This is a genomic window from Paenibacillus lacisediminis (assembly GCF_046567315.2).
Window position 1 is genome coordinate 496,887 of sequence record NZ_JBKIAX020000003.1, and the last position, 21,798, is coordinate 518,684.

Sequence of the window (21,798 nt, forward strand, 5' to 3'; positions counted from 1 at the left end):
CGCAAGCAGCCGGCTTAATCATTCGCCTTTATCTGCCGATAAATATCGGCATACCGGGCGGCCGAAGCGCTCCAGCTGTAATCCCCCGCGAACGCATTCGCCGTGATTTGGCTCCAGCGCTTCGGGTCGCGGTAAAACCGGACCGCCCTGCGCAGCGTATACAGCAGATCGTGCGCGTTGTAGTTGCGGAACGTAAACCCATTGCCTTCGCCGGTGAATTCGTTATAGGCCCGCACCGTATCGTTTAACCCGCCCGTTTCCCGCACCACGGGCACGGCCCCGTACCTAAGCGCGAGAAGCTGGCTGATGCCGCAGGGCTCAAACCGCGAAGGCATGAGAAACAGGTCGCTGCCGGCATAAATGCGGCGCGCCAGCGCGTCGCTGAACTTAATCTGCGCGGAGATTTTTCCGGGATGCCTATGTACGGCTTCCCGGAACCAATCCTCGTATCCTTTATCCCCTGTGCCCAGCAGGGCAAACTGAACCTCATCCTCTTCCAGCCATTCATCCAAAATCCGCAAGATGAGATCGAGTCCCTTCGGTTCCACCAGCCGGGTCACCATCGAGACGAGGGGAATATGCGGCGCCACGTTCAGGCCAAGCTCCTGTTGGAGCACGGGCTTGTTGGCCTGCTTTTGCGACAGGTTGTTGCGGTAACGGGCGAACAGCTCAAGATCGGTTTCGGGATTGTAGACGCTCGTGTCGATCCCGTTCACGATACCGGTCAGCCGGCTCCCTAGCGACCGCAGCAGACCGTCCATGCCGTAGCCGTAATGCTCCGTTTTAATCTCTTCGGCATAGGTCGGGCTGACCGTCGTCACATGATCGGCGAACACGAGCCCGGCCTTCATAAAGCTGACGTTGCCGTAGTATTCCACGGCGTCCGCATGCAGGTAGGACTGCGGCAGGTCAAGTAAATCGCCAAGCACCTCCGGCGGAAATATCCCCTGGTACAGCAAATTATGGATGGTGTATACCGTGCGAATGCCTTTATGGAACAGACTGTCTTGATAATGTTCCCGCAGCAGCAGCGGCACCATCGCCGTGTGCCAGTCATGGCAGTGAATGATGTCGGGGGCAAATCCGATCAGCGGCAGAATTTCCAGCACCGCCCGGTTCAAAAAGGCGAAGCGCTCGCCATCGTCCCAATGGCCGTATACGCCTTCCCGGCCAAAGTAATATTCGTTGTCGATAAAATAAACGGGCACACCTTCCCAATTCAGCGCTTCCACCCCTCCGTACTGGCGGCGCCAGCCGACGGGCACGGTCGCCGCTCCGAGATGCTTCATCCGCTGCGTATATTCCCCAGGGATCTCCCGATATTTCGGCAGCACGACCCGCACATCATGCCCGGCGGCGGTTAAAGCTTTCGGCAGCGCTCCAATCACGTCGGCCAGACCTCCCGTTTTCATAAAAGGGGCCACTTCCGCGGCGGCAAAACATATGTTCAACGTCTTCCCCTCCTTTTCGGTTTGGGCGAAACTTTAATTTTACGCTTCCACACGGTCATGCTGAGCGGAGGCAGCGAAAGGACTAAACTGTAAGGCTGTTCATGCCAAGGCGACCGTTCGCTGGCCGCCATCAGGTTCAGCGGATAACCTAGGCCGCCGAAGCCGGCGTCATCGCTGTTGAACACGAGTTCGTATCGTCCCGGCAGCGGTACGCCGACACGGTACACGGGCCGCTCCGCCGGCTGAAAATTAAGCAATACGATCAGTTGCTCCTCTTTTCGTTTGCCTCTGCGCATATAACCTATGACGCTTTGCCCGGCATCATGCGGGTTAATCCATTGATACCCTTCCGGTTCGTGATCAAGCTGCCACAACGCCGGTTCCCGCAAATAAAACCGGTTAAGGGCGGAGCTGTAACCGCGCATCTGGCGATGGGCTTCGTAATCGAGCAGAAACCAGTCGAGCTCGGCTTGATCCCGCCATTCGATGAACTGGCCGAATTCACCGCCCATAAATATCAGTTTTTTCCCTGGAAAAGTGAACTGATACCCAAGCAGCAGGCGAAGTCCGGCAAATTTTTGCTCATAAGTGCCCGGCATTTTGTCCAGCAGCGATTTTTTCCCGTGCACGACCTCGTCATGTGACAATGGCAGCGCGAAATTTTCGGAGTAGGCGTACCACACCGGAAACGTCAGCAGATGATGGCGCCCGGGGCGGTCCGTAAATGGTGTCTCGACGTAATCCAGCGTATCGTTCATCCAGCCCATGTTCCATTTATAGTTGAAGCCGAGCCCTCCGTCATGAGCGGGAGCCGTTACCATAGGCCAGGCGCTGGACTCTTCGGCCATCATTAGCACGTGCGGGAAATAATGGAATACGACTGAATTCAGCTGCCGCAAAAACGCGATCGCCTCCAGATTTTCCACGCCGCCGTGCTCGTTGCACGGGGCATCGTTGTTCTCAAAATCGAGCCTGATCATGCTAGTGACCGCGTCTACCCTCAGCCCGTCAAAATGATACATCTCCAGCCAATACAGCGCGTTTGAGATCAAAAACGACCGCACCTCCGGCTTGCCGAAATCGAAACTGAGCGTCCCCCATCCCGGTTTTTCCGCTATGGCGGGATCGCTGTATTCAAACTGGGGTGTTCCGTCAAACCGCCGCAGGCCGTGCGCGTCCTTGGCAAAATGCCCCGGCACCCAGTCAAGCAAGACACCGATGCCCGCCTGGTGGCAGCGATCCACAAAGTACATCAAATCCTGCGGTTTCCCGTAGCGGCTGGTCGGGGCAAAATAACCCGTCGCCTGATACCCCCACGATAAATCGTATGGATGCTCGGCGAGCGGCATAATCTCTATATGGGTATACCCCATTTCCTTAACGTACGGAATCAGGAGGTCGGCCATTTCCCGGTAGGTGTAAAACCGTTCCTCATCCCCTTGCCGCCATGTTCCGAAATGGACCTCGTAAATGCTGACCGGTGTTTGGTAAGGAGGGGTTCGGCTCTTCATCCATGACGCATCGCGCCAAGCATACCCGTCCAGACTAGTGACGACGGAAGCCGTACGGGGCCGGACTTCCGCATGAAACGCGTAAGGGTCCGCCTTAAGAAACGTCTCGCCGTCCGCCGTCGTTATCGCCAATTTGTAAAATGTTCCATCCGCGATTCCCGGAAAAAAACGAGTCCAAATTCCCGAATCGGGTATCTTATATAGTACATCGCGGTCTCCTTTCCATCCGTTCCAATCCGAAACGATGGCGACTTGGCATGCATTGGGAGCCCACACGGTAAAACGAACCCCGGACCGGCCGTTCTCTTCGGTGAGATGAGCGCCAAACGTACGATAACTTTGGTACAGGGTGCCCTCATGGAACAGATACACATCGGTTTTTGAAACGGCCTCACGCCAGAACGGTTCAGGCATATCATCACCACCATTCAACATTTTGCGGACGAAACCAGATATACTCCCGAGAAAGAAAAATAATGAGTTTTTCCCGAAATTCATGTAATATTTTCTTTCTATTTCCATAATTTATTTCATCTACATTATATCCTTTAATGTATGTACTACACGGTCAAAAACATACGGGAGGGAAACGAAATGAGGAAAAAGAACTGTATTGCGATGCTGCTCGCGGGAGGGGAAGGACGAAGATTATCCCCATTAACCGCCAAGCAGGCAAAACCGGCCGTGCCGTTTGGCGGGCATTATCGAATTATCGATTTTCCTCTCAGCAATTGCGTCAATTCAGGCATCGATACGATCGGGGTACTGACCCAATACGAAGCCGAATCGCTGCACGAGCATATCGGGGAAGGCGGACCCTGGATGCTCCCGCGGTCAGGTGGCGGCGGAATTTCCCTGCTTCCGTCCTCCAAAGCCGGAACAGCGGAATATGCGGGAACGGCGGACGCCATTTATAAGAACATCGCGTTCGTGGATGGGTATGGTCCGGAACATGTCCTTATTCTCTCGGGGGATCATATTTACCATATGGACTACCGCCAAATGCTGGATTTTCATTTAAGCCATGGGGCCAAGGCCACCATTTCCGTCATGACGGTTCCTTGGGAAGAAGCGCACCGCTTTGGCATCATGTCCAAGGACGAACGGCACCGCATTACCGAATTCGCCGAGAAGCCGAAGCAGCCGGCAAGCAACCTGGCCTCGATGGGCATTTATTTGTTTAACTGGGAATTCTTGAAGCGGCATCTGCTGGAGGATGCTGAAGATGCCGTTTCCAGCCATGACTTCGGAAAGGATCTGATTCCGAAAATGCTCGCCGGTGCCGATCCGCTGCACGCTTACGAATTTCAGGGCTACTGGCGGGATGTGGGGACCGTTCACAGCTTGTGGGAAGCTCATATGGATTTGCTGGAGGAAAACTCGGATTGGAAGCTCCATAACGCAAACTGGCCGATGTACACGAGAGAACTGCCGGGAAGCCCTGTTCCGGCAAAAAAACGGGGGAATCCGCTCGGAACATTAATCCACGATGGCTGCGAACTGGAAGGCTACGCCGAACGTTCGGTCATTTTCGGAGGCACGGAAATCGGACGGAATACCAAAATTAAGGACAGCGTCATTATGCCTGGCGTCAAAATCGGACGAAACGTGATGATTGAACGAGCAATTATCGGCGAAGGCGCCATGATCAAGGATGGTGCGGTCGTCAAGGGAAATTCGCCGGAAATCGCGGTGATCGGGCCTTTTGAAACCGTATCGGCGAAGCCCGTTGTGCTCCCCCAGCCATCCAGGCTGCTGCAGGAGGTTTACGAAAATACGGCCCGGCTGCGGGCGGAAGGCTTGCTGTCCTGATGGGCTTTTGAAAGTAAGTGAGTCATGCAAAAAAGGGGCTGTCTCCGCAGAGATCACGGAAGTGAGCTTGCGGGGATGCCCCTTTTCAGGCTAAGGTTTTGTTCCCTTGATTCAGCGGGTAGGCTTAAGCATGATCGTAAATTGCCTGATCCAACTGATACAAATTAAATTCGCGGCCACCATCCTTCCGCCCCGAACCCTGTAGGCGAAAGCCGAGCTCCTGATACAGCCGGTTCAGCTTCACGTTTTGGTTCCAGCAATCGAGACGTAGTCCAGCGCGTCCCAAAGCCTTAGAGCGTTTGGCCGCCCAATGCAGCATTTCACCGCCAAGCCCCTGACCGCGGCAAGACTGTCGGACCGTGAGCCGGTGCAAGTAACTGTATCCGGGGATGTTCAGTGCCCCCCAATAATCGGGATCCGAATCCTGCAGCGTAAACATGGCTGCCGGCTCCCCTTCCCTGATTAACAGATATATTTCCCGTTCATCATAGTAAGAGCGAATCAAGTCCGGAGTAAACTGCTCGGGGGCCCACTGCTTGACGCCGCCGGTTTGCATCCAGTTCGCCGCCTCGACGAGCATTAACCGCACCGTTTCCAAATCGGCCGGCGACGCAAGTGTGACGGCGAATTCACCGGCCCGTGTGTTTAACGTATCCAGTATGTCAACCATTCCGATTACTCTCTCTTTCGATTAAACTTGATCTTTATGACCTGCGGCAGAGTGAGGCGTGCCCTCGTCGTCATTGGAGGACGAGCCGTCTTCACTTGCGGCTGTATCCGAAGCATCAGAAGCGTCAGGCAACTCCGCGTCTTCCGCGACAGGAAGCGTCACTACCACGGTCGTACCGACGCCGAGCTCGCTGTGTATCTCCATCTCTCCCTGGTGCAGCTCCACGATCTGCTGGCTGATGGCCAGGCCAAGCCCGGTCCCGCCTCCCTGGTGGTTGACCTGGAAGAAGCGGTCCTTCACTTTGTGCAAATACTCCTCGCTGATGCCGATCCCGGTATCGACCACTTCCACCATCGCCCGGTCGTCCTCTTTCAGACTGATCACCAGTTGAATCCAGCTCTGTTCATGGGAAAATTTGATCGCATTGTCAACGACATTCAGGAAAACTTGCTTCAAGCGGTTGCCGTCTCCGCTGACGATGACGGGCCGCTCGGTGCGTTCCTCCAGCTTCAGCTGGATTTGCTTCTGCTCCGCTTTGGCCCACACATTCAGCATCGTTTCCTGAATCAGCTCTTTCAAATTGACCTGTCCAATGACCAGCTTCATTTCATTTTGCTGCAGCTTGGAGAAGTCGAGAATTTCCTCGACGAGCCCGATTAACCGGTTGGTCTCCTTGGCGATGATTCCCATGCCGAGCTTCGTTTCCTCCGGATCGAACCCCCCGGACGTAAGCGTCTCGCTCCACCCTTTAATGCCGGTCAGAGGGGTCCTAAGCTCATGCGAGATCGAAGAAATGAACTCATCCTTGATCTGATTGCTGCGCACGATTTCTTCCGCCATATAATTGAGCGTTGCCGCGAGTTCGCCCAACTCGTATTTGTAATTGCCCCTGATCCGCGCGTCGAATTTCCCCCGGGCCATTTGCCCGGACACATCGCGAATATTGTTAATGGGCTTAACTATCGAGTTGGCGAGACCGATGCTGAACAACGTTACAAGCGCAAGCACGGCGGCCGATACCCCGATGGAGAGAAAAGTCAGGTTAAGCAGTTTGGAATTAACCCGCTCCAGCGAGGTAACGAACCGGGCAACATACTGTGTCTGGCCCTGAATCTGCAGCGGACGCGAGACCGCCATCACCAGCTCGCCGGTGCTTGGCAGCCGGCCGACCCATTTCCCCACGCCGCCGGCCAGCGCTTGCGGAACATCGCCCGTTTGAACCGCTTTGTCGGCCTGGAAGGCATTCGTGCTCGCTTTGACTTCACCGTTCCGGTCCAAAATCATCAATTCCGTATTGTCCAGCTCGAAAGTACGCAGCATCTCGGTAAAATAATCCGGATCGCGTTCGGAGTTCAAGCGCACGAATTTCTGGAAAAAGTCCGATGCCCATATGGAATGGGTGTACATATGATTATAAATCGTATCGTAATAATACGTTCTAATGGCCAGCGTGAAAATAATCTCCACCATGAACAGGGTCACGAATACGACGATAAAATAATGCAGAACGATCTGCCGTCCGATCCCTTTCTTGATCATTGTCCCTCGCCTTTCCACTTATAACCGTGCCCCCACACGGTCTGCAGGAAAGCCGGTTCTGACGGATTGTTCTCGATTTTTTGCCGCAGTCTGCGGATGTTCACATCCACGATTTTCGGATCGCCCATGTATTCCTTGCCCCAGACGTGGTCAAGCAGGGCATCCCGGCTTAGCGGCATGTTCTCCTTCTCAAGAAAATATTGAATGAGCGAAAATTCCGTTGGCGTCAGCTCGATCAGTTGCCCGTTTTTCTTAAATTGCTTGGAAATCAGGTCCAGCGTGAACGGCCCCGACGTAAACATGACTTTGGCGCTGCTCTCCCGGTACACGTTAACCCGGCGCAGCAGCGAATGGATCCGCGCGATCAGTTCGGTGGGGCTGAACGGTTTGCTGACGTGATCGTCGGCCCCGACGGACAAGGCGTAAACTTTGTCCTGCTCCTGCACTTTGGCGGTCAGGAAAATGATCCCGATCCGTTCGTTGGTTTCGCGGATCCGGCGGCATACTTCAAACCCGTCGATGCCCGGAACCATGACGTCGAGCAGCGCGATGTCGATATCCGGCACGCTCTGCAGCTTGCTCAGCGCTTCGTGGCCTTCCGCCGCTTCCAGCACCTCGAAACCGTTCCGCTTCAAATTAATGACGATAAAGCTGCGAATCGATTCTTCATCTTCCAAAATCAATACCTTGCTCAATGATATGCCCTCCCTCTCTATCCGAAAACGGCTTAACGTTTGATTTCCGTCTCGCCTTTATTCAATTTCAAATCCGTATGGCTGAGGAAGCCGATCACTCTGTCGGTATCCTGCGCCAGGTACTGCCAATCCGCTTTGTTCTTCTCCCATTCGGAAAGCGTAAAGAAACGAATTTCCGCCACGACCTCGTTCGTATCGGTTTTGATAAACCAGAGATGCTCGTTTTTATCCGATTTGGTGTCGATCGTCACATTGCCGCGCCATTCCTTCGGGAAGTTGAAATAAAAGCGGCCGGCCATATCCATATACTGCTGCATCACGGATTTCAGACCGTCTTTTTCATCCCATTGATAATAGGTAAACAGCCAGGGGATTTCATCAAAAGAGATGTACTCCCAGCCCTTCGGCTTCTCGAGCATGCCGACTTCCAGCACGCCGTCGTTATTCACGTCTCCGCTCATAATCGGATACCCCTTCAGCGTCATATCCTGCGACGGAAGCAGGTTCACGAGCTGGCCGTCCTTCATCACGATGATGGTGGAAAAGGCCGAATGGGTCCCCACGGACGCGTCGAGAATAATCCCCTTGAGTTTCGGTGTAATATTTCCGCTCACCGCGTTGTAGTATTCACTGACCGGATCGTTCAGCTCCAACTGGCTGAGCTGCTGAAAGGACCCGTCCGCATACTGGTAAGTCGTCACCGTGGCGAACTGCTCGCGCTTCAGACTCACCACCGTAATATCCGGTTGACCGTCCTGATTGAGATCGTCAACCATGAAATAGTCGTAAGGCAAAGCCATCATTTTCTCAACGCTTCCATTTTTATAGGAATAAACGGTTAATCCCTTTTGCTGTTCATCGCCATCTCCCCCTCTGGAAAAACCGGCGATAATCTCCAGGTTCCCGTCCCCGTTCAAATCCAGGATGTCAAACGTCTCCAATACCTGACCTTCACCGTCGAAGCGGGCCTTCAGCGCCCAGGTATCCCCCTCGCGATCCAGGATCATGCCGTGAATCCGCACGGCTTCATCCGGCGTCTGGTAGAACACCACCGCCTCCTTGACTCCGTCATTGTTCAGGTCGGGGGTGCGGATCGAGCTGCTGTTGCGGACGTCCCGGGGCGAGATGATTTCTCCCCCTTTCAGCTCCGATTTGATGACGCTGATCAGGGACGCCTTATCCGAAGACAACTGCGGCGTTTCCATAAGCGATTTTGGGTCGCTGATAAAACTGCAGCCGCTCAAAACTATAAGCAAAAAAAATCCCGCGAGAACAGTGCTCCATCGTTTTGCCAACATCATATCACTCTTTTCATGCCAAATCGATCAACCTTTTCTCATCCGGCAGAAGCCTTCTTCCGGAAACGTCGATTTTAAGCTCTCCATCGCGAATGCCCCATATACGGGTGCAGAAGCGTTCGGCCAAGTCCAGCGGCAGCGCCGCCACGACGATTTTGTCCTGCTCTTTGCAAAGCCCCTTCAGCGTGTCCAATACGCGCTCGGCCGACTTCGGATCCAGCCCGACCACCGGCTCGTCCGCCGCGATAAAACCGGCGCCGTGCACAAGCGCCCGGCAGATGGCCACGCGCTGGCGTTCCCCGCCGCTCAGTTTGCCGGCTTTCACATGGGCTTTGTCCAGCAGGCCGAACTTCTCCAGCTCGTCCATCGCGCCCATATAATCGTCCGAGCGCACCATGCCGGTCAGGCGGCGCAGCAGCGGCGTTTGCCCGGCTTGTCCGATCAGGACGTTTTTAAGCGCCGTTTTCTCGGGAAACAGCGCAGGGTTTTGCTCCAGGTATGCGCATTTGGAGCGGTACTTCTGCGTGCCGCTGCCTCCGCCGCTTATGACCTGGTCGCCGTCCCACGTATAGTCCCCGCGGTTCCAGCGTTCCCGCAGCGCCAGGCAGCGCAGCAGGGTGCTTTTGCCGCTGCCGCTGGACCCCACCACGCCGATCATTTCCCCGGCTTCAAACTGGACGGTAATGTCGCGAAGCACTTTTTTCTTATTCCCATCCACCGATTTGTGCAAGTGGTTCACTCTGATCATTGTCCGATTCTCCTTTTGAACAGTGCCATTAGCTTATTCTCTACCCCTAAGTGTATTGGAAAAGCCAGCGAAAATCCATTACAGCATCTTAATATTTGTAAACAAAAGAAAAATCGCCAATAATAATTGATGATTTATAGTAGACAATCCCCCGTTAAACAAGCCATAATGAATTTGTATGCAAAGATTTCTGGGAGGTATCTTGTCATGGCATATGATGTGAAGGTAGATTACTCTCTGGTCTACGAACTGCTCAGCAGCTTCATGATATATACGACGCGAAAATGGGTGAACAATCTCGATGTCGGCGCGGAATGGATCGAGGAGATTCAGAACCGCTTCAATCCGGAGGTCAGACAACAGTTCGCGGAAGCCGCCGGATTCCCTTTTTCCGATTACGACGTATTGTTTGTTTGGATTTTGGAACGCGGGACGACGGATGAGGTTCCCGTCTTTTTGAACGAGTTGGCCGAAGCTGATGCAAATGCGCTATGGCAGAAAACAAAATCCTATATTCCCGATGTGACTTGTGAGACAATCGTGCGGATTCGCGACAATTACATCCCTTTGTTAAAAACGTGGCATCAGGTGTATTTTCACGACGTGCAGCCACAGTTGCTCCCTCTCTTGGAAGAAGACGCGGCGGAGAAAAACGCGCTGCTCCAAAAAATGGATACCGACGCGCTGATCGAATACGCTTCCGGCGGTCTTGTGCTGGAGCCGCAAAAGCCGGTTTCCCAAGTGGTTCTGACGCCGTCGACGCATTTCCGGCCGATCAATACATACGTCTTCTACCGCGATGTCCTGTTTATTCAATACCCGCTGGACATCCCGGAAGTGGACGAGGATGAGCCGCCGGTCGTACTGAAGCGTCTGACCCGGGCGCTCGCCAAGCCCGAGCGGCTGCGGCTTCTCCGCTATGTGGCGGACGAACCGAAATCGATCTACGAAATGCTGCATGACTTGAACGAAAGCAAAGAGGATTTGATGCATGACCTCATGCGGCTTCGGGTGGCCGGACTGCTGCGCATCCATCTGGTCGATCAGGATAACGAAAAGTTCAGCATCCGCCCGGACGGCGCCGCCGAGCTGCAGATTTTCCTGGAGTCTTATATCCGTTTGTAATGCAGGCGGCAGCAGAGAGAGTTTGATTGGATAAAGGAGTGACCTGCTGTGAACACGCGGACCAAGCGTCAGCACCTTTTTTTTGATCTTGACGATACTTTGATTTATTGCAATAAATATTTCGATTTGATCCTGGAGCAATTTGCCGAACTTCTCGCCGATTGGTTTAACGATAGTCCAGTCACCGCCGCGGAAATCCGCGACAAGCAGATTGAAATCGATGTGGCCGGCGTGCATCAAATCGGCTTTGCCAGCTCCCATTTTCCGGAGTCGCTCGTCGAAACGTACCGCTATTTTTGCCGCATCTATGACCGCAAGGCGTTGCCGGAAGAAGAACAGCGGCTGTTGCGGATGGGGCTCAGCGTATACGAATATCCGGTCGAGCCTTATCCCGGCATGGTCGAAACGCTGAATCTGCTCCGCAGCCAGGGGCATGAACTCTTGTTATATACCGGGGGCGAGGCCGCGATTCAACAGCGGAAGATCGACCAGATGAAGCTGGCCGAGTTTTTTGAAGACCGCATCTATATCCGCCAACACAAAAACGCGGAAGCGCTGGAGGAAATTTTGCGCTCGCGCGGTTTCGACCGGACCAGCACCTGGATGATCGGGAACAGTCTGCGCACCGATGTGATGCCCGCCCTATCCGCCGGAATCAACGCCGTTTACATCAAAATTCCAAATGAATGGCTGTATAACATCGTTGAGCTGCAGCAGGAGATCAATTCGGACATGCATACGGTGTCCTCGCTCGAGGAAGTGCCGCGGATCATTTTTGATCACATCCATCAGATGAAACGGCAAAAACGGACCCTATAACAAGGTCCGTTTTGTTGTTCAGAAACGCGTCTCACCCACCACCGGGTTCCTGAACACCCACGAAATAAAGGTAATTTGGGGCCTTATTGGGGTGACATTGTGTTTTTTCGATAAAATAGAAGAACAAAATGTGCTTATTTCCCTTGGGAGCAGTAAAATTCCATGCAATTTCCGCCTCCACCTCAAAATAAGGCCCCAAAAGCCCCTTATTTTTCCTATAGTCGCGTAGTTCCCCAAATAAGACCCTTTTTTACCGTTATTTCTGGCAGAGCAAGGAATATCACTCTCCTTTGCCTTGTTGTCCTCAGGCGTCAGTCACCGCGTCAAAAACCCGCTCCATTTGATCCGCCTCAGCCGAGACAGCAAAAAGGATGAACAGGCCTTTCGTCTTAAGCACATGCTTTTCGAGCAGGTAATATTGATCCGGACGATAGTCCTTGAATTTGGCGGATTGCGCGGCAATTCTTTCCGCGATTTTCGCCATGACGCGGTCCGCCTGAGCTTCATCCTTAAGCCGGATGACCAGCAATTCGTCCGCTCTCACATTCGATGACGCCGTGTAGAGCACAAAATCCGCGATGTCTTCGCTGGAGATATGATACAGCTTTTGCAGCTTCTCGGCATCTCCTTGCTTCATGTTCTCCAAGTTAGCCGACTGGCGGATTCGCTCGCCCACATCGGCCGCCGTCAGGTTCCCGGTTCCCTTTTCCCTTTCGGCGCACCCCGCCAAAATGCCGGTCATGACGATAAGCGCCAGCAGAGCGGAACCGAACACGAACGATTTTGTTCTCTGCAAATATTTATTCATTTTATCATCTCCGATAAGTTCTTGATGGACGGATCCGCAAAAAACGTATTGATATTATAAAGCACCAGCATGTCATGAATTTCCCGCTTCCGTATTAAAGCAAGCAAATCGCCGTCATAATACCGCAGGTCCACAACATAAATCTCGCTGAAATGCCCCGTCAAAAAAGAAATCAGACTGTTGGCATACGAGTCCTTTACGACCAGCAGCTTTTTTCCCGCCGGATGAGCCGGCGACGTGATTTTTACCAGCGCATGGTTGCCGTTCAAAAAGACTGCATATTTGTCCTTCTTGCTTAAGTTCTCCAGCGCATACAGAGAATTCGTAGTCTGCTCTTCGTCGACATATTCAACTGTTTCGTTCTCTTTCTCCTTTGGCAGCCAAAGAGCGATTTGATCCGGCCGTAAATGCCTGAAGCCGCTCTGCGAATACAGCGATCCGTAGAAATCATCCGCAGCCTGCCGGATCTCGAAATCTTCCGCTTCTTGGGGGGGCATCCCCATTTGCCTGCATAACTCCCGGTATGCGTAATAAGCGCCCAAGGTCGTCCAGTGGTGATCCGTCTTGTAGTAAAGATACTCATGGCGTTTGGCGTACAGCGCCGGATAGACGTCGACAAAGCGCGCGAAGCGGCCGAGCGCATTCCGCATTTTGTCCAAAAAGGCAAGCTCGCTGCCGGCCGGAGCGAATGCCGGAAGCTTGTCCTCGTTCAGTGTTATGGAGGTAGGCGCCAGCATTACGTAGGTTTGCAGGCCCGGCGCCGCGGAAATAAACGTACGGATCGCCTCCGCGTTCTCCTCCACCTCCCCTTCCGCCGGCGGAGAGAACCGCTGAATCAGGTAACCGTCTTTGCCCAGGTAAACCCTGCCATTTTCCTTTTGCCCCATCGCCCGGGCCGTATCGGATTTCGCGCCAACCCAGAAATCCCGGAAAGGAAACTGGTCGGACACGTATTTCTCGTAATTAGCCATAAACTTCCCTGACGCCAAATGCTGCAGCGAGAGATTGGGCCTTGGTTCGAGCATCCGGTTTTCCGCTGCGGAGAATTCGCGGTCCGGCGTTAGAATCTCCAGGGCCGGCAAGGCGCATATAAATGCCAGCAGCAGAACAGCCATGGCTTTTTTATACCATTCCAATTTCGCCGCCTCCCTTCCTGACACTAAAAACGAAAATATAAAAACGGATTATAGGTTTCACTGACCAAATACACCGTGGATAAAAACAGCAGCAGCAGGTGCGTACCCAAAGCCGCGGCAGCCCCCACTCGCGCTCGTCTTCTCCGGAAACGCAGCAGCAGAAGGCGCGGTAACGGCGTTGCGCATAACATGAGCAGGATCAGCCAGCCGGAATAGGCGGACAGATCGTAAAGCGCCTGCCGACCGGCAAGGCCACGCGCGCCCAACCCGAACATCGTTCCGATGAAATCGGCGGCGGTCCCCAGGTTTTCGTATTCGAAAAACACCCAGCCGATGATAACGGCCGCCAGCGTATAGACGTGCCCGGCAAAACGCGACTGCCGGCGAAGCATTTTCAGCAAAAACAGCTTTTCAAGCGTGACCAATAAACCGAAATAAAGACCCCAGACGATAAAATTCCAGCTCGCTCCATGCCACAATCCGGTTAAAAACCACACCGCGAGCAGGTTGCGCAGCTGCTTGGGCAGGCCTTGCCGGTTGCCGCCGAGCGGAATGTAGACATACTCCCGAAACCAGGAGCCCAGGGAAATATGCCATCTGCGCCAAAATTCCGTGATGCTCCGGGATATATACGGATAATTGAAGTTTTTCATAAATTCAAACCCGAACATTTTGCCGAGACCGCGGGCCATATCGGAATATCCGCTGAAATCGAAGTAAATTTGCAGGGCAAACGCCGTAATCCCGAGCCAGGCGGAAAGCACGCTCAGCTCCCCCGGCGGCGCCGCTTTGACATTCGTCCACAGCAGGCCGATATTGTTGGCCAGCAGCACTTTTTTGGCGAGGCCGCGGATAAACAACTCCGCTCCCGCGCCAAACCGGCCAAGCGTCATGCAGCGGGAAACTAATTGCCGGGCGATGTCGCCGTATTTGACGATCGGACCGGCCACTAGCTGCGGAAACATTGCCACGTAAGCGCCGAAAGCGATCGGACTGCGCTGCACAGGCACTTTGCCGCGATAGACGTCGATGACATAAGACATCGTTTGGAACGTATAGAAGGAGATGCCCACCGGCAGCGGAAGATCGGCCGCAGGCAATCCTAGATGCAACAACCGGTTCAAGTTGTCGATGGCAAATCCGGCGTATTTGAAAAAGCACAACAGCCCTAAATTGCCTGCAATGGAGCCGATAAAGATCGTCCGGGCGAGCGCTTTGCGCTCCCGGTACTTCTCGATCAGCAAGCCATTGGCATAGTCGAACACGGTCGAAAAGATCATAATGAAAATATATAACGGCTCCCCCCAAGCGTAAAACACCAGGCTTGCCGCGAGCAGGACACCGTTTCGAAACCGTTGGGGCGACAAATAGTAGATAAATATCGTAGCCGGCAAAAAATAAAACAGGAAGATCAGACTGCTAAATACCAACGCTTATCCCCCCTGCCTCACTGGATCGGCGGGGATGGAAGTACATGGCCGCCGTCACTCCACTCGGCCCTTCAAAGCGTCCAGCATCAGCGTATAGAACCCCTGCTTAAAGTGAATGCCGTCCGTATCGTACAGCTCCGGATGATCCGCGAGGATCGGGGTCAAATCGACAAACGCGGTCTGCTCCTTGGCGGCCATCTCTTTCAGTTTCTCATTAAAATCGGAGATGCTTTGGTAGCGGGGCTCTTTCTCCCGCGCCTCATCCGTAACGGGAGTTACCGCCAACACCGTAATGTCGGCCTGCGGAAGCTTATTTTTGATCGCTTCGATCAAGGCGGTGTAATGCTTGACCGCGTATTCCTGCGGGTTATCCGTCGGCCAGAGGATGTCATCCGAACCCAGTTGGATAAAAATATGCTCGGGATTTCTCCGCATCAGTTCGTCGAGATCCTTCATCGCGAATTCCGCCGTTTTTCCCGCCCCGGCCAGCACGTTTTCTTCATCCAGCACGTCATGGTACGACAAGCCTTCCGTGATGGAATCCCCCAGAAATACGCTGCTTTGAAACCGCGAAGCGAGCGTGGCTTGCGTTACATCCGCGGAAACCTCCCCTTGCGCCTGTCCGGCTAAAGCCGGATTGCCGGAAGCCGGGTTTGGCTCTCCTTCTTGTTGTCCGCACGCCGCAAGCGATATTAAAGCGATCCCGGCCAACAAAATACAGAGCATCTTTCTCATTTTCGTTCACATTCCTCTCATGTTGTTTTTCTTTCACACATGATAGGATAGTTGAGAGAAATGCAGACCAGGTGCAGATTAAATCAATATAAGTTAAAACAAGCGCAGAACCGAAGTTCTACGCTTGTTTGCGCAAATAAAAGTAAAACATGACGCCCTCCGCCGTATTCGCCACGCCAAAGGGCAGACCGTGCAGCTCCAATATTTTTTTGGCGATCGCCAGGCCCAGCCCGGTTCCGCCGGTTGCCGGATTCCGGGAGGGTTCTCCGCGGTAAAAGCGATCCCACACCTTTTCCAACTGCTCCTCCGGGATATGAACACCGCGGTTTTCCACGCTCACCTTTACGGAATCCGCCTCTTCGGCAGCCGTGACGAGGATGGATTCCCTTTCCGGCGTATAACGAATCGCGTTGGTCAGGAAATTGACCAAAACCTGCTCGATGCGGTGCCGGTTCGCCACGACTTCGGCCTGCGCCAATCGAGTCGACAGCCGCAGCTGCTTGTCCGCGAGCTCCGGGGCCAGTTTACCGCAAACCCGCTCGATCGCATGGCCGATCTCGAACGGCTCCAGCTGCATTTTGTACGTGCCCGACTCGTATTTCGCCAGCTCCAGCATATCCGCGATTAATAAGATCATGCCGTGTACTTCTTCTTCCATCGCCGCAAAATAATAGGCCCGCTTATGGCCGGCCACCCCGTCCTTGAGTACGGCCAAACAGCTTTGGATGACGCTCAGCGGAGTTTTCATCTCATGCGACACGCCGGCGATAAACTCCTTCCGCGTATGCTCCAATTGCTTTTCCTTCTCAATATCCCGCTCCAGCTGCACAATATGGGAATTTAACCGCTCGGACAGCTCGTTGATGCTGGCGGACAGTTGTCCCACTTCATCCTTGCCGCTCACCGGCAGCTTCTCGGAGAAATCGAGGCGGGCGATTTTTTGCGTGGTCCGGTTGATGCGCAGCAAAGGCCGGGCAATCTGGGTGGAAAAGTACAGCGAGGCCAGCACCGCGAGCAGCAATGCGGCGATTACAATATAAACGTAATAATTTTGCATCACCGCTGCGGCTTCGCTGACGGGTTGAAGCGACGTCATCGCGAGAATGTAAGAGGGCTTGCCTTCCCGATCCTGGATACGTTCCACGAACAATTTATAGTCCACATCGTTTTCCGCAAAATCCATCACCTCTTCGTTTCCGTCAACGGCGAAATCACCGTACAGCAGGTCCGCCTGAAAAGCTTTGACCCGCTCCAGAAACAAACGGTTCGTATAACGGGAGACGCCGGCTCCTTCCGGCAGCGAAAGTTTCGTGATCGTCCCCTGGACCAGCGGCGAAGGATATTTTTCATGATATTGCACCGGGCTCTCAAAGCGCGGGACAATCTCGTATTCCTTATTGGCCAGCAGTGTGTTTTCCAGGCGGTTTTCCTCTCTTAAGCCGGAAACGCCCCTGGCCATCCGCTGCGGAATCAGGCGCCCCTTCATCATAAGACCCTCGATCGCGATCGGCTGGTCTTCCTGGACCCAGGTACCGCCGAAAGCGTAAATCGGATTGTCGGCGCTAAAATCCTCCACGGTCGCCACGGTGTATAGCGGAATCGTCAGCGTTTGGCCGTCAAGGTCAGGGAAACCTTCAGCCTGTTCCAGCCGGACCTCCAGCTTAAAATCGGCAGAGTACTGCAGATACCCCATTTCGTCCAACGCCGCGATCCAGATGTTATGCTTCCGGTAAAATTCCTGCTCCAGTTCGGCCACGGCTTTCGGTTCACCGTCCATTTTCATGTAGTCCTGCTCGAAGGTTTGAACGGCCGCCTTAACGTCCGACACTTTCTGATGCACATAAAATTGTTTGAAAAATACGGTTTGAACTGCAAAAATCATCGCCACCATAAACAAGCAAAGCGCCGTCGTCAGTAAAAACAGCTTGAGGACGATCCCCTTTAACATGGCTGATCCTCAAACTTGTACCCGGCGCGTATGACGGTCACGATGCATTGGGCTTTTTCGCCCAATTTCGCCCGCAAATTGCGCATATGGCTGTTAATCGTGCGTTCGTCGCCGGGAAAATCGTATCCCCATATTTTCGCCATCAGTTGCTCCCGGGTCACGATCATTCCTTTGTTTTTCATGAGATACGCCAAAATTTCGAATTCCGTGTATGTGAGGCTGCAGCTCGTCCCATCGATCGTCACGGAACGGGATGGAATGTGCACAGTGATCCCGGCGCCCGACATTACGTCCCTCTCTTGTCCGGGTATGCTGCGGGGTTCCAGGAAACGTTTGGCCCGCGCCAGCAACACAGGCGGGCTGCACGGCTTGACGACATAATCGTCCGCGCCCAGCTCGAAGCCAAGCAAGGTATCGTCCTCGTCCGAACGGGCCGTTAGCATGATGACCGGAACGTCCGACACCTTGCGGACCCGCTGGCACACCGACCAGCCGTCCAATTCCGGCAGCATGATATCGAGAATGATCAAATCCACTTCATGCTGTCCGAACAACGCCAGTGCTTGTTTTCCGTCGCCGGCCTCCAGCACGTCGTATCCTTCGTTAAGGAAGTAATCTTTAACAATCTCCCGCAGGAGCAGCTTGTCTTCAACAAGCAGAATCGTTTTCGACATGGTCCTACCTCTCGTTATGTATTGTGTTTTTGGATTTGCGGTATTCCTTTGGGGTTTGTCTATGCTGTTTTTTAAAGGACTGGATGAAATGATTGACATGATTGAAGCCCACCCTGCGGGCTATTTCTGAAATCGTACAGTCCGTATCCATCAATAACTCGGTGCTTTTTTTGATGCGATATTTAATTAAATAATCATAAGGAGTCGTAAGCAATGTTTTCTTAAAGCTGCGGGTGCACTGAGAGACACTCAGATGCGCGGCATCGGCAATTTCCGGCAAAGTGATGCTGTTGGCGTAGTTCTGATGGATGCAACTTATCATTAATTGAATTCTTTCTTGTTGTTGTTTGATATATTTAGGCGATTCCTCAGAAGAAAGAGAAATATGGGAGATCATCGTGAACCATAACTGCACGGTTTTAATAGAGACCTCATATTCCCAGCCCCAGGATTTTTTGAGATCGAACCTTTTTTTCAAATCCCAGAGCATCCCTACCATTTCGCGTTGCCATTTTACCTCTTGCTTGATTACTAGAGATAAAAATAAAGAATTGGTAAAAGGAAGTACATAATTATTTTCCAAAGTACTGTCTGCAAAAAATCCTAACAGTTTTTCGGGAAAATTGAAACTGACGTATTGACTGTAGGGCGTAATATCACTTCTCGCTGACAAGTTATCGCTCTTCGGATTGGATCTATTTCTTGTTGCTTGCTCTGATTCCAACCATATTTGGGCATTTTGTTTTTAATCTATTGTTAAAATATATCGGAGCGACCACCGTTTCCGTCGGTATTATCGGAGAACCTGTCCTTGCCATCATTCTGGCCTTTGTATTTTTGGGAGAGATCATTTCCTTTTCCCAATTCATTGGAGGATTGTTCACCATGGTGGGAATGGGCATGTATTTCTGGGCAAAGTCCAGAAAAAACGACCCGAATCGCAAAAATGCGATTGGGCCGAAAAATACGAGTCAGGATTTAGTTGGATGATGCTTCTGACGGCTCGACCTGCAGCAACTCAAGCTTCCCGGTTGAACGGTCGGCCAGGGCGATCCGCCCTTTGACCTCTCCGCCTGCCCGCTTAAAGCTTAACAGTTGGGTTTGGCCCTTGGCGAGCAGCCCGTTCAGCATGGTCTGCGAAATCTTCTTCCCGCTGAACTCCTTCCAAATCACAAAGCCGCAGCCCTGTTTGTAATGCGTGCAGCCGTAACCTTTGCGGCCTTCGATGATCTGGCCGCCGCAGCCTTCGCGCGGGCACGGCGCGAGCGGCTGCAGACCCGGGCCGGCCGCTGGCTTGGCCGCGGACGCCGCTTTGGTTGTGCCGCCCTCTCCTCCGCCCGCCGCCTTGGCGGGGCGGGTTGTCGGGCCGGATTTTGCGGCTTTTCCGCGCCCGCGCCCTGCGGTTTTGCCCTCGCCTTCCGTGCCGAACAAGGCGGAGTCCGCTTTTTGCTGCGTCCGTACCTTATCGATGATCGACACCGTAAACCGCCGCACATTGTCCATGAACTTGTCCGGGGTGGCTTCCCCCCGGGAAATTTGGTACAGCCGTCTCTCCCATTGGCCGGTCATTTCCGGAGAAGTCAGCAGTTCGACGCCGGCGCGGCGGATCAGTTCCACAGCCGTCCGGCCTTTTTGCGTAACGGTGATTTTTTTGCCCTGCATCGTGATGTAGCCGACTTTTTTTAGCCGCTCGATCGTCGCCGCCCGGGTGGCCGGCGTGCCGAGCCCGGCATCCTTCATCACTTCGCGCAGCTCCTCGTTCTCAAGCTGCTTGCCCGCGCTTTCCATCGCTTTGAGCAGCGTTCCTTCGGTATAATGCTTCGGCGGCTGGGTCGCCTTCTCCTTAACCTGAGCGTCCGCGCAGTAAGCCGGCTGATTCCGGTCGATGTGAAACGGCTCGCTGACCAGTTCCTCGGCTTCTTCCTCTTCGTCCTTTTTCTTGCCGCGTCCGCTTGGCTTGGAGGCCTCGTCGCCGGGGAGACACACTTTCCACCCCAGGGAAAGCAGCTCCTTTACGTTTGTTTTGAACGTCTCGCCCTCCACCTCGGTCAACACGGTATGCTGCTTGTACTCGGCCGGCGGATAAAAATGCGCCAGAAACCGGCGGACAACGAGGTCGTACACGTTTTGCTCCTCTTTGCTTAAATTACCCGGCCGTTTTAGCGTGGGCAAAATCGCATGGTGATCTTCCACGCGAGCCGGGTTGCAGACGGATTTGTTGCCGACATGCACCAGCTTCGGATTACCGCCCTCGGCCAACGTTTGATACGGCGTTGATTTGAGCATATGAAGTACTTTGTGCATGCCGTCGATATTTTGTTCCGTCACATAGTTGGAGCTTGTCCGCGGATAAGAAATGACTTTATGCCGCTCGTACAGCCCCTGCGCCAGATCGAGCGTTTTTTTGGCGGAATAGCCGTATTTGGCGTTGGCCTCCCGCTGCAGCAGCGTCAGATCGTACAGCTTGTACGGATATTCTTTCGTTTCTTTGACTTCGTATTCGGCGACGCGGCCCGTTTTTCCCCGCACCTTGTCGGCAATCTTCGCCGCCTTCTCCGCATCGGTGAGACGGTCTCCCTGCCATGTTCCCATGTATTTACGGGCTTCCTGCGCAAATACCGCCTTGATTTCGTAATACGTCAGCGAATCGAAATTTTCGATCTCTTTCTGCCGGTCGTAGATGAGCGCCAGCACCGGGGTCTGCACCCGGCCGACGGACAGCAGCTCGCGATGCTTTGTTGTGAACGCCCGCGTAGCGTTCATGCCGATCAGCCAATCGGCCTCGCTGCGCGCCCTGGCGGCGAGCGTCAAATTTTCGAACTCCACGGCCTCATGCAGCTCCGCGAAGCCCTTGGCGATGCTCTCACTGGTCAAATCGGAGATCCACAGCCGTTTGACCGGCTGGGACAAGCGCAGCTGCTGCTGGATCAAAGCGAAAATATACTGCCCCTCGCGCGCGGCGTCGCACGCGTTGACGATCTGGCCGCAGCGCTTGGCCAGCTCGCCGATCGTCTTCAATTGATCTTTGGTTCTCGGGTTCGGCACGATTTTAAACCGTTCCGGCATGATCGGCAAATCGCCGAAATTCCATCGTTTATACTTGTCGTCATAGGCGTCAGGTTCGGCAAGTTCGAGCAGATGGCCGATCGCCCACGTGATGATGTACCGTTCCCCCTCCAGATAGGATCGATTATTTTTCGCTTTCGGTTCGATGACGGCGGCGATCGTCCGCCCCATATCCGGTTTTTCGGCAATCACGAGCGTTTTCATGCTTGAACGTCCCTCTTTCTCTGTCTTTCCGTCTCTTTTTCTACAGGTGTCCCCTACCTTGACTTTCGCCCATTCAACCAAATCATAAGCGAAACTTGCGGTGGGATGATCACCTCCGCATCGGGAGTT

Annotated in this window: 18 protein-coding genes and 1 pseudogene; 4 read left to right on the forward strand and 15 right to left on the reverse strand. The window is 53.6% G+C overall.

Features of this window, described 5'->3' with window-relative positions:
* Nucleotides 1-14 precede the first annotated feature (14 nt).
* Nucleotides 15-1,451, reverse strand: a complete 1,437-nt coding sequence (gene glgA / locus ACLD72_RS08460) for a glycogen synthase GlgA (protein WP_410999082.1) — start codon at nucleotides 1,449-1,451, stop codon at nucleotides 15-17.
* On the reverse strand, nucleotides 1,448-3,376 hold the full coding sequence (gene glgB, locus ACLD72_RS08465; RefSeq protein WP_410999210.1) for a 1,4-alpha-glucan branching protein GlgB: 1,929 nt from the start codon (nucleotides 3,374-3,376) through the stop codon (nucleotides 1,448-1,450). The genes glgA and glgB overlap by 4 nt, the downstream gene beginning before the upstream one ends.
* A gap of 180 nt (nucleotides 3,377-3,556) precedes the next feature.
* Here glgB and ACLD72_RS08470 point away from each other — a divergent pair, with 180 nt between their 5' ends.
* Nucleotides 3,557-4,774 (forward strand): glucose-1-phosphate adenylyltransferase, encoded by a 1,218-nt coding sequence (locus ACLD72_RS08470; protein ID WP_410999084.1) that lies wholly within the window; start codon nucleotides 3,557-3,559, stop codon nucleotides 4,772-4,774.
* A gap of 124 nt (nucleotides 4,775-4,898) precedes the next feature.
* Here the strand turns inward: ACLD72_RS08470 and ACLD72_RS08475 are convergent, their stop codons facing one another.
* From ACLD72_RS08475 to ACLD72_RS08495, 5 genes are read right to left on the reverse strand one after another with little or no spacing between them, the layout of a single operon-like run.
* The gene (locus tag ACLD72_RS08475; protein WP_410999086.1) at nucleotides 4,899-5,444 is read right to left on the reverse strand and encodes a GNAT family N-acetyltransferase; all 546 of its coding nucleotides are present in this window, start codon (nucleotides 5,442-5,444) and stop codon (nucleotides 4,899-4,901) included.
* Between the two features lie 21 nt (nucleotides 5,445-5,465).
* Nucleotides 5,466-6,983: a sensor histidine kinase gene (locus ACLD72_RS08480; RefSeq protein WP_410999088.1), complete on the reverse strand. Its 1,518-nt coding sequence runs from the start codon at nucleotides 6,981-6,983 to the stop codon at nucleotides 5,466-5,468.
* Nucleotides 6,980-7,678, reverse strand: a complete 699-nt coding sequence (locus ACLD72_RS08485; protein ID WP_251595045.1) for a response regulator transcription factor — start codon at nucleotides 7,676-7,678, stop codon at nucleotides 6,980-6,982. The genes ACLD72_RS08480 and ACLD72_RS08485 overlap by 4 nt, the downstream gene beginning before the upstream one ends.
* Before the next feature lie 32 nt (nucleotides 7,679-7,710).
* Nucleotides 7,711-8,973: a hypothetical protein gene (locus tag ACLD72_RS08490; RefSeq protein WP_458475708.1), complete on the reverse strand. Its 1,263-nt coding sequence runs from the start codon at nucleotides 8,971-8,973 to the stop codon at nucleotides 7,711-7,713.
* Between the two features lie 16 nt (nucleotides 8,974-8,989).
* Nucleotides 8,990-9,724, reverse strand: a complete 735-nt coding sequence (locus tag ACLD72_RS08495; protein WP_410999092.1) for a phosphonate ABC transporter ATP-binding protein — start codon at nucleotides 9,722-9,724, stop codon at nucleotides 8,990-8,992.
* A gap of 207 nt (nucleotides 9,725-9,931) precedes the next feature.
* Here ACLD72_RS08495 and ACLD72_RS08500 point away from each other — a divergent pair, with 207 nt between their 5' ends.
* Both ACLD72_RS08500 and ACLD72_RS08505 read left to right on the forward strand, forming a co-directional pair.
* A complete protein-coding gene (locus ACLD72_RS08500; RefSeq protein WP_410999094.1) occupies nucleotides 9,932-10,849 on the forward strand; it encodes an ArsR family transcriptional regulator in 918 nt (305 codons plus the stop codon).
* 48 nt (nucleotides 10,850-10,897) lie between these two features.
* Entirely contained in the window at nucleotides 10,898-11,668 is a 771-nt protein-coding gene (locus ACLD72_RS08505; protein WP_410999096.1) for an HAD family hydrolase, read from the forward strand.
* Between the two features lie 304 nt (nucleotides 11,669-11,972).
* On the opposite strand, the gene ACLD72_RS08510 is transcribed toward ACLD72_RS08505, so the two are convergent.
* From ACLD72_RS08510 to ACLD72_RS08540, 7 genes and pseudogenes are all read right to left on the reverse strand, one after another.
* A complete protein-coding gene (locus ACLD72_RS08510) occupies nucleotides 11,973-12,476 on the reverse strand; it encodes a DUF4358 domain-containing protein (RefSeq protein ID WP_410999098.1) in 504 nt (167 codons plus the stop codon).
* Complete coding sequence (locus ACLD72_RS08515; protein WP_410999100.1) at nucleotides 12,473-13,612, reverse strand: DHHW family protein; 1,140 nt, start codon at nucleotides 13,610-13,612, stop codon at nucleotides 12,473-12,475. The genes ACLD72_RS08510 and ACLD72_RS08515 overlap by 4 nt, the downstream gene beginning before the upstream one ends.
* Before the next feature lie 23 nt (nucleotides 13,613-13,635).
* The gene (locus tag ACLD72_RS08520) at nucleotides 13,636-15,042 is read right to left on the reverse strand and encodes an MBOAT family O-acyltransferase (protein WP_410999102.1); all 1,407 of its coding nucleotides are present in this window, start codon (nucleotides 15,040-15,042) and stop codon (nucleotides 13,636-13,638) included.
* 54 nt (nucleotides 15,043-15,096) lie between these two features.
* The gene (locus ACLD72_RS08525) at nucleotides 15,097-15,777 is read right to left on the reverse strand and encodes a GDSL-type esterase/lipase family protein (RefSeq protein WP_410999104.1); all 681 of its coding nucleotides are present in this window, start codon (nucleotides 15,775-15,777) and stop codon (nucleotides 15,097-15,099) included.
* Between the two features lie 118 nt (nucleotides 15,778-15,895).
* Entirely contained in the window at nucleotides 15,896-17,725 is a 1,830-nt protein-coding gene (locus tag ACLD72_RS08530) for a sensor histidine kinase (RefSeq protein WP_410999106.1), read from the reverse strand.
* Nucleotides 17,719-18,399: a response regulator transcription factor gene (locus ACLD72_RS08535; protein WP_410999108.1), complete on the reverse strand. Its 681-nt coding sequence runs from the start codon at nucleotides 18,397-18,399 to the stop codon at nucleotides 17,719-17,721. Before ACLD72_RS08535 ends, ACLD72_RS08530 begins: the two co-directional genes overlap by 7 nt.
* 4 nt (nucleotides 18,400-18,403) lie before the next feature.
* Nucleotides 18,404-19,042: pseudogene (locus ACLD72_RS08540) on the reverse strand (helix-turn-helix transcriptional regulator); the annotation flags it as partial.
* A gap of 59 nt (nucleotides 19,043-19,101) precedes the next feature.
* On the opposite strand from ACLD72_RS08540, the gene ACLD72_RS08545 reads away from it, so the two are divergent.
* The gene (locus tag ACLD72_RS08545; RefSeq protein WP_410999110.1) at nucleotides 19,102-19,389 is read left to right on the forward strand and encodes an EamA family transporter; all 288 of its coding nucleotides are present in this window, start codon (nucleotides 19,102-19,104) and stop codon (nucleotides 19,387-19,389) included.
* Here the strand turns inward: ACLD72_RS08545 and ACLD72_RS08550 are convergent.
* On the reverse strand, nucleotides 19,378-21,669 hold the full coding sequence (locus ACLD72_RS08550) for a DNA topoisomerase 3 (protein ID WP_410999112.1): 2,292 nt from the start codon (nucleotides 21,667-21,669) through the stop codon (nucleotides 19,378-19,380). The genes ACLD72_RS08545 and ACLD72_RS08550 overlap by 12 nt on opposite strands.
* Nucleotides 21,670-21,798 lie beyond the last annotated feature (129 nt).